Source organism: Stenotrophomonas sp. YJH_SMC_119 (genome assembly GCF_059368315.1).
Genome location: NZ_JCAFRP010000004.1, coordinates 180,293 through 193,018, shown reverse-complemented (window position 1 = coordinate 193,018; position 12,726 = coordinate 180,293). Strand labels below are relative to the sequence as shown.

Sequence of the window (12,726 nt, the reverse complement as noted above, 5' to 3'; positions counted from 1 at the left end):
CACCATGTCCAATTCCCTGCTAGTCCGCCGCGCCGCCGTGCTGGGTGCCGGCGTCATGGGTGCCCAGATCGCCGCCCACCTCACCAACGCTGGCGTCGACACCGTGCTGTTCGACCTGCCTGCCAAGGAAGGTCCGGCCGACGGCATCGTGCTGAAGGCGATCGCCAACCTGGGCAAGCTGAGCCCGGCGCCGCTGGCCAGCAAGTCGCTGGCCGAAGCCATCACCCCGGCCAACTACGAGTCCGGCCTGGAGCAGCTGAAGGACTGCGACCTGATCATCGAGGCCATCGCCGAGCGCATGGACTGGAAGCAGGACCTGTACAAGAAGATCGCCCCGTTCGTGGCCGACCACGCGGTGCTGGCCTCCAACACCTCGGGCCTGGGCATCAACAAGCTGGCCGACGTGCTGCCCGAACAGCTGCGCCACCGCTTCTGCGGCGTGCACTTCTTCAACCCGCCGCGCTACATGCACCTGGCCGAGCTGATCCCGGCCACCACCACCGATGCCGCCGTGCTGGAAGGACTGGAAGCATTCCTGGTCACCACCCTGGGCAAGGGTGTGGTGTACGCCAAGGACACCCCGAACTTCATCGGCAACCGCATCGGCGTGTTCTCGATCCTGTCCACCATCCACCACACCCAGCAGTTCGGCCTGGGCTTCGATGAAGTGGACGGCCTGACCGGCCCGCTGGTCGGCCGCCCGAAGTCGGCCACCTACCGCACCTCCGACGTGGTCGGCCTGGACACCATGGCCCACGTCATCAAGACCATGGGCGACACCCTGCCGAATGACCCGTGGCATGAGTTCTTCAAGTCGCCGAAGTGGCTGGACGCGCTGATTTCCAAGGGCGCGTTGGGCCAGAAGACCGGCGCCGGCATCTTCCGCAAGGTCGGCAAGGACATCGTCGTGCTGGACCTGGAGAAGCAGGACTACCGCCCGGCCGACCGCACTGCCGCACCGGAAGTGGTCGAGATCCTGAAGATCAAGAACCCGGCCGAGAAGTTCGCCAAGCTGCGCGAGAGCCAGCATCCGCAGGCGCAGTTCCTGTGGGCGACCTTCCGCGACCTGTTCCACTACAGCGCCTACCACCTGGCCGACATTGCCGAGACCGCGCGTGATGTCGACCTGGCCATCCGCTGGGGCTACGGCTGGTCGCTGGGCCCGTTCGAAACCTGGCAGGCCGCCGGCTGGAAGCAGGTGGCGCAGTGGATCGCCGATGACATCGTCGCCGGCAAGAGCATGAGCAATGCCCCGCTGCCGGATTGGGTCTTCGATGGCCGCGACGGCGTGCATGCCGCCGAGGGCAGCTACAGCCCGTCGCGCAACGCCAAGCTGCCGCGCTCGTCGCTGCCGGTGTACCAGCGCCAGCGCTTCCCGGATCCGCTGCTGGGCGAGAAGTTCGCGCCGGGCGAGACCGTGTTCGAGAACGACGGCCTGCGCATGTGGCACGACGGTGATGGCATCGCCGTGGTCAGCTTCAAGACCAAGATGAACACCGTGTCCGACCAGGTGCTGGACGGCCTGCAGGAATGCGTGAGCCGCGCCGAGAAGGACTTCCAGGGCCTGGTGATCTGGCAGCAGAAGGAACCCTTCTCCGCCGGTGCCGACCTGGCCGGTGCACTGGGCCTGCTGCAGGCCGGCAAGGTCGACCAGTTCGAGGAAATGGTCGCCAACTTCCAGCGCACCAGCCAGCGCATCAAGTACTCGCTGGTGCCGGTGGTGGCAGCGGTGCGTGGCCTGGCCCTGGGCGGCGGCTGCGAGTTCCAGATGCACAGCGCCAAGACCGTGGCCTTCCTGGAAAGCTACATCGGCCTGGTCGAGGCCGGTGTCGGCCTGCTGCCGGCCGGTGGCGGCCTGAAGGAACTGGCCGTGCGTGCCTCGCAGGCCGCAGGCCCGGGCGGTGACGTGTTCGCCGAACTGAAGAAGACCTTCGAGACCGTGGCGATGGCCAAGGTGTCCAACTCGGCGGTCAACGCCAAGGAACTGGGCCTGCTGCGCAGTACCGACAAGGTGGTGTTCAACAGCTACGAGGCCCTGCACATCGCCAAGGCCGAAGCCCGTGCACTGGCCGAAGCGGGCTACCGTCCGCCGCTGCCGGCACGCCGCATCCAGGTGGCCGGTGACGTGGGCATCGCCACCTTCAAGATGATGCTGGTCAACATGCTGGAAGGCCGTTTCATCAGCCCGTACGACTACGAGATCGCCGAACGCATCGCCACCGTGCTGTGCGGTGGCAAGGTCGACCGCGGCACCCTGGTGGACGAAGAGTGGCTGCTGACCCTGGAGCGCAAGCACTTCGTCGAACTGGCCCAGCAGGAAAAGACCCAGGCCCGCATCGCGCACATGCTGAAGACCGGCAAGCCGCTGCGTAACTGATTGATGGCGGGTGCCGACCCCTGGTTGGCACTCCTCTGCCTCTGGTGGGTGCCGACCGTTGGTCGGCACCCCGGCTAAAAAATTCGAGAGATCACTGCAATGACCAAGCAAATCCAGGACGCCTACATCGTCGCCGCCACCCGCACCCCGGTCGGCAAGGCGCCCAAGGGCATGTTCCGCAACACCCGCCCCGACGACATGCTTGCGCACGTGCTGCGCAGCGTCGTCGCCCAGGCCCCGGGCGTGGACGTCAACCGCATCGATGACGCGATCATCGGCTGCGCCATGCCGGAAGCCGAGCAGGGCATGAACGTGGCGCGCATCGGCGTGCTGCTGGCCGGCCTGCCCAACACCATCGCCGCACAGACCGTGAACCGCTTCTGCTCCTCCGGCCTGCAGGCCGTGGCGCAGGCCGCCGACGCGATCCGCCTGGGCAACGCCGACCTGATGCTGGCCGGTGGCACCGAGTCGATGTCGATGGTGCCGATGATGGGCAACAAGATCGCCATGGCGCCGAGCGTGTTCGACAACGACCACGTGGCCATCGCCTACGGCATGGGCATCACTGCCGAGAAGGTGGCCGAAGAGTGGAAGGTCTCGCGCGAAGACCAGGACGCCTTCGCCCTCGCCTCGCACCAGAAGGCCATGGCCGCGATCCAGAACGGCGAGTTCAAGGACGAGATCAGCCCGTACGAGATCGTCTCGCACCTGCCGGACCTGGCCGATGGCCAGCGCATCATCACCCGCAACAAGATCGCCGACACCGACGAAGGCCCGCGCCCGGATTCCTCGGCTGAAGGCCTGGCCAAGCTGCGCCCGGTGTTCCGCAACGGCCAGTTCGGCGGCACCGTCACCGCCGGTAACTCGTCGCAGATGAGCGACGGCGCCGGTGCCGTGCTGCTGGCCTCGGAACAGGCGATCAAGGACTACGGCCTGACCCCGCTGGCCCGTTTCGTCAGCTTCTCGGTGGCCGGCGTGCGCCCGGAAGTGATGGGCATCGGCCCGATCGCCGCGATCCCGAAGGCACTGAAGCAGGCCGGCCTGACCCAGGACCAGCTGGATTGGATTGAACTGAACGAAGCGTTCGCCGCGCAGTCGCTGGCGGTGATCCGCGATTGCGGCCTGGACCCGAGCAAGGTCAACCCGCTGGGTGGCGCGATTGCCCTGGGCCACCCGCTGGGTGCGACCGGCGCGATCCGTACCGCCACCCTGCTGCACGGCCTGCGTCGTCGCCAGCAGAAGTACGGCATGGTGACGATGTGCATCGGCACCGGCATGGGCGCGGCGGGTATTTTCGAGGCGCTGTAAGGATCAAGGCGTTGCCGGCTGGAGTGTCGGTTGGCTGTGGGGCCCGGGTGGGGTGAGGCTGCCCGGGACACGCCGTGAACCCCCAGACCGGCCCAGCCGCTGGCGGCTGTGCGTTCGGGCGCTTGCGAAGCAGTGCTTCGCAAGCAAAGCGCCCTCACCCATGGGGGCTTGGCAGCGGCTTGCTAGCGTGCGCAATCCTGCGCACGCAGCAAGGCCGGGGTTGGGCGCCCTGCCCAACCCGCCAGGCGCATGCGCCTGGCCCATGCCGCTGACAGTCCCGGTCAGCCTCACCCACCCGCGCCACCCAACATTCCGCGCGGCGGAGGGTTTAGCAAAAGCAAGGTCAAAAGCTGGGGTCAGAGCCCTTTGCTGCGCAAAGGGATCTGACCCCAACAATCAAAAAAGGCAGCCATAGGCTGCCTTTTTTTGCTTGTGCTCCCGCCCTTGATTCCGCCCTTCCCGTCCGCGCCCGCAGGAAACTTGGCAGGCGGGACGGGTGGGCCTTTGCAGGACCGTTGGCGCCATGGATGGCGCCATCGAGCCCCCATGGATGGGTTTACGGCGTGTCCTGCAAAGGCCCACCCGTACCACCCACCACGTATCAATCAAGGCGCCGCGAACGGAGCGCTTGATAAACCTTATTCCGCCAACATCGCCGTCAGCTTCTCCCGCGCCGGCCCTGCCAGCTTCGGGTTGTCCAGCGCGAAGCGGATCGTCGCTTCCACCAGCCCCAGGTGCGTACCGCAGTCGAAACGAGTGCCCTCGAAACGGTAGGCATCCACCTCTTCGGTCTTCAGCAGCTGCGCGATCGCATCGGTCAGCTGGATCTCGCCGCCGGCACCGCTGCCGGTCTGCTCCAGCAGCTCGAAGATCTTCGGACTCAGCACGTAGCGGCCGACCACGGCCAGGTCGCTCGGCGCGTCCTCCGGCTTCGGCTTCTCCACGATCTGCGAAATACGGCCCTTGCGGCCATCGAAGGCCTCGGTCGCGACGATGCCGTAACTGGCGGTCTTGTCGTGCGGCACATCTTCAACGGCAATGACGCTGGCGCCACTGGCTTCGTTGAGATCGGCCATCTGCTTCAGCGCGCTGTCGCCGCGGTTCCAGATCAGGTCGTCCGGCAGCAGTACCGCGAACGGCTCGTCACCGATCACGGCCTTGGCACACAGCACCGCATGGCCCAGGCCCAGCGCCTCGGCCTGGGTCACGAAGATCGCGCGCACGCCATTGGGCAGCACGTGACGGATCAGCTCCAGCTGCTCCTGCTTGCCGGCGCGCTCGAGCTTCTGCTCCAGCTCGTAGGCCTTGTCGAAGTAGTCGGCGACCGCGTGCTTGTAGCGGTTGGTGATGAACACCAGCGTGTCACAGCCGGCCTCGATTGCTTCATCCACGGCGTACTGGATCAGCGGCCGGTCAATGATCGGCAGCATCTCCTTCGGCACGGTCTTGGTTGCTGGCAAAAAACGCGTCCCCAAACCCGCTACGGGGAAAACTGCTTTGCGAATTCGCTTGCTCATTGGTGCCTGTTGGCCTCGCGTGCGGGAAAGGGCACGACTTTAGCGGATGAAATGTAAGCATCCTGTTCGATTGGCGAGAACTCGGGCATCGTCGCGAACAGGACTTCCTTGATGGTTTCGGTGTCGTAGCTGCACACCGCCTCGCGCAGGCGCGGGACGTTGCCCAGCACCAGATCGCGCGAGAACATGCGCACGCCGGCCTCAAGGACCTTCGGATGCGCGGTTGCGCGGTAGTCCTCGTCCGAATAGAACAGCGTCTCGTGCAGCTTCTCACCCGGACGCAGGCCGGTATAGATGATCTGCACATCCTTGTACGGCTGCTTGCCCGCCAGACGGATCATCTGCTCGGCCAGCAGCCGGATCGGCACCGGCTCGCCCATGTCGAGCGTGTAGATCGCACCGTGCGAGGCCGAGGCTGCGGCCTGCAGGATCAACTGGCAGGCCTCGGGGATGGTCATGAAGTAGCGGGTGACTTCCGGATCGGTGACCGTGACCGGACCACCGCGCAGGATCTGCTCGCGGAACAGCGGCACCACGCTGCCGGCCGAGGCCAGCACGTTGCCGAAGCGCACGGTAACGAAACGGGTGTGCGTGGACTTCTGGTCCAGGCTCTGGCAGATCATCTCGGCATAGCGCTTGCTGGCACCCAGCGCGTTGACCGGATCGACCGCCTTGTCGGTGGAGATGAACACGAAATGCTCGACGCGCGCTTCCAGGCAGGCGCGGGCCACGTTCTCGGTCGCCAGGATGTTGTTGCGCACAGCTTCGCGCAGCTGCCGTTCCAGCACCGGTACATGCTTGTACGCTGCGGCATGAAACGCGGTGTCGACCGGATGCAGCGACAGCGCATGGCGGATCACCGCAGGATCGCCACAGTCGCCCAGCACCGCTTCGATCTCGATATCGGGGAAGCTGCGACGCAGCTCACCCTCGATGGTCAGCAGCAGCAGTTCGCTGATCTCCAGCAGGATGATGCGGCCGGCACCGTGGCGCGCGCACTGGCGGCACAGCTCCGAGCCGATCGAGCCACCGGCACCGGTCACCATCACGGTGCGACCGCCCAACCAGCCCCGGATCAGGTTCCAGTCCGGGGTGATCGGCTTGCGGCCGAGCAGATCCTCGATCGCCACTTCCTTCAGTTGGCCGGGCAGCGACTGCCCCTGCAGGATGTCGCTCAGCTTGGGCACGGTGCGGAACGGCACGCCGGTGCTTTCGCAGATGGCGACCACCCGCTGCATGCCTGCGGCATCCAGCGAGGGCATGGCGATCACCAGCAACTTGGCCGCAGTCTCGCGGACCACCGCCGGGGCATCATCGAGGCTGCCCAGGATCGGCAGGCCCTGCAGCTTGGCGCCGCGCAGGTGCGGTGCGTCGTCCAGCAGGCCGACCGGTTCGAAGTTGCCGGAGCGGCGCAGATCGCGGACCAGCGTCTCGGCGGCTTGCCCCGCACCGAGGATCAGCACGCGGCGCGCGCTCGAATCCGACTGCAGTGCCTGGTAATCCTTCCAGGCCCGGTACAGCAGGCGCGGCGCGCCCAGCAGCGCCGACAGCGCGAACGGATAGATCACCAGCACCGACATCGGCACGCCGTCGAAACGCTTCCACATCAGCACCAGCACGATGCCGACCAGGCCGATGAAGCTGGCCTTGAAGATGTTCAGCAGGTCGCTGACGCTGGCGAAACGCCACAGCCCGCGATACAGGCCCACGCGCCAGAACACCAGGCCCTGCAGCAGCAGCACCAGGGTGGTGTCGACATTCCAGAGCGGAAGCGAGGGCGCGTTGGGGAGGATCGAGTACCGCCCGGCGTGGAGCAGCTGCCAGCATGCCCAGACCATGAACAGGTCGTGGCAGACGATGGCCGAACGCGGCATCAGGCCGAGGATTCTGTCCCGCCAGGGTGAAGCCATAAGTCAGGTATTTCCTTGTCGGTGACGCAATCCATTGCGCAGGAGGATCCAGAGGACGCTCAGCGCGAGAAACCACGCGACCGCCAGGACAGCCTCCCACCTCGGCTGCAAATTGGAGCAGACATTAAGCACTGTAATACTGAACAGGCCCAAAGCAAAGTACATCCCTGTCACCTGGGCGTGGCTGGCTCCTGCCTGCACCGCCCGCTGGTAGACGTGCTGGGTATGGGGTTCCATCCAGCGTTGTCCTGAGATGATGCGCGCCGCCAGTGTGAAGCCCGCGTCCACGAGGAACGCCGAAGCCGGCACCAGCAGCAGGATCCAGTTGATATCGGTACGCACCGCAGCGATCGCGAGGACGACGGCGACTGCATAGCCCAGCGCGCCACTTCCGACATCACCCATGAAGATCCGGGCCCGTGGGAAATTGAACGGCAGGAAGCCCAGGCAGGCCAGGCCCAGCGCCACCGCGGCCAGCGAATACGGCCAGGGCAGCACCGGCGCCAGGCCCAGCGCAACAACAATGGCCTGGCTGGCGGCAATACCGTTGATGCCATCCATGAAGTTCCAGATGTTGATCAACGAGGCGGTGAATACCAGCACCAGCCCGGCCAGCAACCAGCTTCCACCATGCACCTTGACCAGGGCGGCCAGCAGCGCGGCGGCAATGAAGTGCACCAGCAGGCGGCGCATGGCCGGCAACGGCCGGTGGTCGTCCCACCAGCCGATGCCCGCCACCAGCACCAGGCCCAGGCTGGCCACCAGCAGGCTCGGTGTCGATTCAGGCCAGACCCACATCGCTGCACCGGCGGTGACCAGCAGGCTGATGACGATGGCGATGCCACCACCGCGCGGCGTTGCCACGCTATGGCTGCGACGCTCGCCGGGCTGGTCCAGCAGTTGCTGGCGCAGGGCATAACCCCGTGCCGCCCAGGTCAACCCCGCACTCAGCAGGGCCAGCCCCAGCAGCGCGCCCATCACGAGCCACGGCATGGATCAGAGCACCGCGTAGTTCAGCAGTGGCTTGACCGTGCCCCACTCCTTGCAGCTCGGGCACTGCCAGTGGTGGGTGCGTGCACCGAACCCGCAACGGGTGCAGCGGTAAGCGGGATTGCGCACCAGCAGCTGGTCGGTGATGTGCTTGAGGTCATGCAGGGTCGCCGTCGAATCGGCGCCCTCGGCCAGGGTCAGGTCGATCAGCGCCGATTCGCCACGCACCGACGGACGATCCTTGAGCTGGCGGCCAAGGTAGGCTCGGGCCGGAGCCACGCCCTCCTGCTCTTCCATCAGCCGGGTCAGGGCCAGCACCGGGGCGATGCCACGGTAGTGCTCGGTCATTTCCGACAGGAACGCACGTGCGCCTGCCAGATCGCCCACCTTGCGATAGTTCTGCATCAGCGCCGGCAGCAGCTCCGGCAGGTACTCCGGATCGTTGCGCGCGGCGCGCTCGAAGGCGCGCACGGCCGCTTCCGGATTGCCGGCATCGGTTTCCAGGCGACCCTCAATGATGCCGGCACGCACCGACATCGCATCGGCCTGGTAGGCCCGGGCAATCGCTGCCCTCGCCTCTTCCAGCTTGCCGGCGCCGCGGAAACGTTCGGCCAGTTCGCACTCGAACTGCCCGATCAGCTTGCCCATCGGCTCGCCGGTGACGTCTTCGAAGCGGGTGGCGTTGTCGATCGCCTTTTCCCAGTCACGCTCAGCCTGGTAGATGCCGATCAGGTGCTTGAGCGCCTGCGGGGCGCGCTGGTCCAGCTGCGCCAGTTCGGTGAACACGGTCTCTGCACGGTCCAGCAGGCCGGACTTCATATAGTCCTCGCCCAGCGCCAGCAGGGCCTGCACGCGCTGCGCGTCGCTCAGGTCGTGGCGGTTGACCAGCCCCTGGTGCAGGCGGATGGCGCGGTCGACTTCACCGCGGCGGCGGAACAGGTGGCCCAGCGCGACCTGGGTCTCGAAGGTTTCCTTGTCCAGCTCGGCGATGTGCAGGAACAGTTCGATGGCCTTGTCCGGCTGCTCGTTGAGCAGGTAGTTCAGGCCACGGAAGTAGGTGCTGGACAGGCGGCTGACCTGGTTGTCACCGTGGCGCTGGCCACCGCGCCGGCCGATCACCCACCCGGCCAGTGCGGCCAGCGGAACGAACAGGAAAAACCAAAGCCACTCGGTGACGAAATCCATCTTCGATCAGCGTCCATCAAAAGATTGGGGGGAAACACCCGCGGCCGGCGTTGCCGCCACGGACTTGTTGGCACGGCGCAGCTGGCTGTAGAGCGGAATGACCACGCTCACCAGTACCAGGCCGGCACCGACCACGACACCCACCAGCAGTGCAGCGATCAGCGCCACGCCCACCGAGGTGTGCAATTGAGTGAAAAGCAGGTTGATCGACATCGCGGTCATGTTGACCGCACCAATGATCAGCCCAAGGATCAGGACCGCCAGCAGGACCAGCAGACGAAAGACCTTCATGCGACAGCTCCAGTGGCAGGAGTCCGTAGCTTATCCGACCCGCGGCTGGATTCGCACGCGGTGGCGCGACGGGGCTCAGGCCGGATCGGCGTCCAGCGGCAGCACACTGCTGACCCGCTCGCGCAGTTCCTTGCCCGGCTTGAAATGGGGGACGTGCTTGCCCGGCAGGGCAACCGATTGGCCGGTCTTCGGGTTGCGACCCAGGCGCGGCGGACGATAGTGCAGCGAGAAGCTGCCAAAACCACGGATTTCGATGCGATCCCCGGCGGACAGCGATCCGCCCATCATTTCCAGCAACGACTTCACCGCCAGATCGACATCATCGGCCTTCAGGTGCGCCTGGCGGCGCGCAAGGATTTCGATCAGTTCGGATTTGGTCATCACCGGCTCACATCAGGGGCATCTCAGCCTGAAACGGCCCGGGCAGAAGCCCGGGCCGTCCAGGAAACAACAAACAGCGTAAGGCCGATTACTCGGACTTGTTGCCGTTCAGCTGTGCACGCAGCAGCGCGCCCAGCTGGGTGGTGCCGCTGGAAGCCGAAGAGGACTGGTATTCCTCCAGCACTTCGCGCATTTCCGCGTCGTCCTTGGCCTTGATCGACAGCTGCAGGGTGCGGCCCTTGCGGTCCATGCCCACGAACTTGGCTTCGATCTTGTCGCCGACCTTCAGGTGCTGGGTGGCGTCGTCAACGCGCTCGTTGGCGATGTCGCGAGCCGAAACGTAACCCTCGATGCCGTCAGCCAGCTCGATGATCGCGCCCTTGGCGTCGACTTCCTTCACCACGCCTTCGACCTTGGAGCCCTTCGGATTGGCAGCCATGTACTGGCCGAACGGATCCTGCTCCAGCTGCTTCACGCCCAGGGAGATGCGCTCGCGCTCCGGATCGACAGCCAGGACGACGGCGTCCAGGGTATCGCCCTTCTTGAAGTTGCGAACGACGTCTTCGCCGGTGGTGTTCCAGCTGATGTCGGACAGGTGGACCAGGCCGTCGATGCCGCCGTCCAGGCCGATGAAGATGCCGAAGTCGGTGATCGACTTGATCTGGCCCGACACCTTGTCACCCTTCTTGTGGGTGGCAGCGAAGGTTTCCCACGGATTGGCGGCAACCTGCTTCATGCCCAGCGAGATACGGCGACGCTCTTCATCGACGTCCAGCACCATCACTTCGACTTCGTCACCAACCTGCACAACCTTGGACGGGTTGACGTTCTTGTTGGTCCAATCCATCTCGGAGACGTGCACCAGGCCTTCGACGCCCGGCTCGATCTCAACGAACGCACCGTAATCGGTGACGTTGGAGACCTTGCCGAAGACGCGGCTGTTGGCCGGGTAACGACGGCCGATGTTGTCCCACGGATCCTCGCCCAGCTGCTTCAGGCCCAGCGAAACGCGGTTGCGCTCGCGGTCGAACTTCAGCACGCGGACGTCCAGCTCGTCGCCGACGTTCACGACTTCCGACGGGTGACGCACGCGCTTCCACGCCATGTCGGTGATGTGCAGCAGGCCGTCGATGCCGCCCAGGTCCACGAACGCGCCGTAATCGGTCAGGTTCTTGACGACACCCTTCAGGATCGCGCCTTCCTGCAGCTTGTCCATCAGCTGCTCGCGCTCTTCCGAGTGCTCGCTTTCGACGACAGCGCGGCGCGAGACCACGACGTTGTTACGCTTGCGGTCCAGCTTGATGAGCTTGAACTCGAGTTCCTTGCCTTCCAGGTAGGCCGGATCGCGCACCGGGCGCACATCGACCAGGGAACCCGGCAGGAAGGCGCGGACATCCTTGATATCCACGGTGAAACCACCCTTGACCTTGCCGCTGATGCGGCCGGTGATGGTTTCGTTCTTTTCCAACGCTTCTTCCAGCTCGTCCCACACCATCGCGCGCTTGGCCTTCTCGCGCGACAGGACGGTTTCGCCGAAGCCGTTCTCGATCGAGTCGAGGGCGACCTTGACGATGTCGCCTTCGGCGACGTCGATTTCGCCAGCGTCGTTACGGAACTGTTCGATCGGCACGATGCCTTCGGACTTCAGGCCAGCGTTGATCACCACGACGTCGCCGCGGACTTCAACAACGGTACCGCTGACGATGGCGCCCGGCTTCAGCTTGGCCAGGTTGGCCTGGCTGGCTTCAAACAGTTCGGCAAATGATTCGGTCATTAGATTTACTCTGTTGGACACATGGGTCGGTGGCGTCCCCTTCAGGGGAATGGCGACCGCCCGCCTGTTGGTCGACCCCGGAAACGCAGGTCGTGTGTAGTAGGAAAACCGCCACGCATCATTGCGCGACGGAGCTGGTACAGCACTGCTTTGCGCGACCACCACCGATGCAGCTGGCAGTGCTCCCGCGCGAACGGATCAGGCAGCCGGAACCGGAAGCAGATCCATCACTCGGGCAACGACATCATCGATGCCGATGCCTGTGGTGTCGATGAGGACAGCATCGTCTGCCGGCTTCAGGGGCGCCACGGTACGCTGGGCATCACGGGCGTCGCGGGCCATGATCTCGCGCAGGAGGTCATCAAAGTTAACAGAAACCCCCTTGTCTTTCAACTGCTTATGCCGGCGCTCGGCGCGCTCCTCGGCACTGGCGGTCAGGAAGACCTTGTAGGGGGCGTCCTTGAAGATCACCGTACCCATGTCGCGGCCATCGGCGACCAGGCCGGGCAGCTCCCTGAATGCGCGCTGGCGCTCCTTCAGCGCGGCGCGCACCTCGGGAATGGCGGCGATGGCAGAAGCCAGAGCGCCAGTGGTCTCCAGGCGCAGCTCGTCGGTGGCATCGGTGCCGTTGACCATGACCCGCATCGACTCGCCCTGTTCAACAAACTGAACATGGGTGTCGAAGGTGCAGCGCACCAGCGCCGAGGCGTCGGAGGTGTCGATGTCGGCCCAGCTCGCGGCCACGCCCACCGCGCGGTACAGCGCCCCCGAATCCAGGTAATGCCAGCCCATCCGGCGCGCGATGATGCGGCTGATGGTACCCTTGCCGGCCCCGGAAGGGCCGTCGATGGTCAGGACGGGAGCGAGTGGATTCATGGGGTTCCCAGAGCGTGTGAAGGGGCCATTCTAGCCCCTGCCAGACACCCCCAGCGGGATCTTTTGTGCAACCACTTGAAACCACGAGGAAAAGCCCGGTAGAATGGCGGGCTTGAA

The 12,726-nt window shown here is 65.3% G+C and carries 10 protein-coding genes; 2 read left to right on the top strand and 8 right to left on the bottom strand.

Annotation, left to right across the window (positions count from 1 at the left end; all coding sequences use genetic code 11):
* The first annotated feature begins 4 nt into the window (after nt 1-4).
* Together AC5P6S_RS08450 and AC5P6S_RS08445 are read left to right on the top strand one after the other, a co-directional pair.
* Nucleotides 5-2,377, top strand: coding sequence for a 3-hydroxyacyl-CoA dehydrogenase/enoyl-CoA hydratase family protein (locus tag AC5P6S_RS08450; protein ID WP_010484579.1), 2,373 nt, complete (start codon nt 5-7; stop codon nt 2,375-2,377).
* A 99-nt stretch (nt 2,378-2,476) separates the two neighbouring features.
* A complete protein-coding gene (locus AC5P6S_RS08445; RefSeq protein ID WP_005409292.1) occupies nt 2,477-3,685 on the top strand; it encodes an acetyl-CoA C-acyltransferase in 1,209 nt (402 codons plus the stop codon).
* Nucleotides 3,686-4,323: 638 nt separating this feature from the next.
* Here AC5P6S_RS08445 and galU read toward each other — a convergent pair.
* The 8 genes from galU to cmk form a co-directional block, all read right to left on the bottom strand.
* Complete coding sequence (galU, locus tag AC5P6S_RS08440; protein ID WP_005409291.1) at nt 4,324-5,202, bottom strand: UTP--glucose-1-phosphate uridylyltransferase GalU; 879 nt, start codon at nt 5,200-5,202, stop codon at nt 4,324-4,326.
* A complete protein-coding gene (locus AC5P6S_RS08435) occupies nt 5,199-7,112 on the bottom strand; it encodes a polysaccharide biosynthesis protein (protein WP_005413043.1) in 1,914 nt (637 codons plus the stop codon). The genes galU and AC5P6S_RS08435 overlap by 4 nt, the downstream gene beginning before the upstream one ends.
* A gap of 3 nt (nt 7,113-7,115) precedes the next feature.
* Nucleotides 7,116-8,105 carry an MraY family glycosyltransferase gene (locus AC5P6S_RS08430; RefSeq protein ID WP_049397758.1) on the bottom strand — a complete coding sequence of 330 codons (990 nt, stop codon included), beginning with the start codon at nt 8,103-8,105 and terminating at the stop codon, nt 7,116-7,118.
* A gap of 3 nt (nt 8,106-8,108) precedes the next feature.
* Nucleotides 8,109-9,287 (bottom strand): lipopolysaccharide assembly protein LapB, encoded by a 1,179-nt coding sequence (gene lapB / locus AC5P6S_RS08425; protein ID WP_005409288.1) that lies wholly within the window; start codon nt 9,285-9,287, stop codon nt 8,109-8,111.
* Between the two features lie 6 nt (nt 9,288-9,293).
* Nucleotides 9,294-9,578, bottom strand: coding sequence for a lipopolysaccharide assembly protein LapA domain-containing protein (locus tag AC5P6S_RS08420; protein WP_005409287.1), 285 nt, complete (start codon nt 9,576-9,578; stop codon nt 9,294-9,296).
* Between the two features lie 75 nt (nt 9,579-9,653).
* Nucleotides 9,654-9,959: an integration host factor subunit beta gene (locus AC5P6S_RS08415; protein ID WP_049397760.1), complete on the bottom strand. Its 306-nt coding sequence runs from the start codon at nt 9,957-9,959 to the stop codon at nt 9,654-9,656.
* 88 nt (nt 9,960-10,047) lie between these two features.
* Nucleotides 10,048-11,733 (bottom strand): 30S ribosomal protein S1, encoded by a 1,686-nt coding sequence (gene rpsA, locus AC5P6S_RS08410; protein ID WP_005409285.1) that lies wholly within the window; start codon nt 11,731-11,733, stop codon nt 10,048-10,050.
* Nucleotides 11,734-11,931: 198 nt separating this feature from the next.
* Nucleotides 11,932-12,609 (bottom strand): (d)CMP kinase, encoded by a 678-nt coding sequence (gene cmk / locus AC5P6S_RS08405; protein WP_005409284.1) that lies wholly within the window; start codon nt 12,607-12,609, stop codon nt 11,932-11,934.
* Between the last annotated feature and the right edge of the window lie 117 nt (nt 12,610-12,726).

What these genes read in the sequence shown, in the direction of transcription:
- lapB (WP_005409288.1), bottom strand. Translation starts at nt 9,287, where the DNA reads ATGGATTTCGTCACCGAGTGGCTTTGGTTTTTCCTGTTCGTTCCGCTG.
- cmk (WP_005409284.1), bottom strand. Translation starts at nt 12,609, where the DNA reads ATGAATCCACTCGCTCCCGTCCTGACCATCGACGGCCCTTCCGGGGCC.
- AC5P6S_RS08445 (WP_005409292.1), top strand. Translation starts at nt 2,477, where the DNA reads ATGACCAAGCAAATCCAGGACGCCTACATCGTCGCCGCCACCCGCACC.
- AC5P6S_RS08420 (WP_005409287.1), bottom strand. Translation starts at nt 9,578, where the DNA reads ATGAAGGTCTTTCGTCTGCTGGTCCTGCTGGCGGTCCTGATCCTTGGG.
- rpsA (WP_005409285.1), bottom strand. Translation starts at nt 11,733, where the DNA reads ATGACCGAATCATTTGCCGAACTGTTTGAAGCCAGCCAGGCCAACCTG.
- AC5P6S_RS08415 (WP_049397760.1), bottom strand. Translation starts at nt 9,959, where the DNA reads ATGACCAAATCCGAACTGATCGAAATCCTTGCGCGCCGCCAGGCGCAC.
- galU (WP_005409291.1), bottom strand. Translation starts at nt 5,202, where the DNA reads ATGAGCAAGCGAATTCGCAAAGCAGTTTTCCCCGTAGCGGGTTTGGGG.
- AC5P6S_RS08430 (WP_049397758.1), bottom strand. Translation starts at nt 8,105, where the DNA reads ATGCCGTGGCTCGTGATGGGCGCGCTGCTGGGGCTGGCCCTGCTGAGT.
- AC5P6S_RS08435 (WP_005413043.1), bottom strand. Translation starts at nt 7,112, where the DNA reads ATGGCTTCACCCTGGCGGGACAGAATCCTCGGCCTGATGCCGCGTTCG.
- AC5P6S_RS08450 (WP_010484579.1), top strand. Translation starts at nt 5, where the DNA reads ATGTCCAATTCCCTGCTAGTCCGCCGCGCCGCCGTGCTGGGTGCCGGC.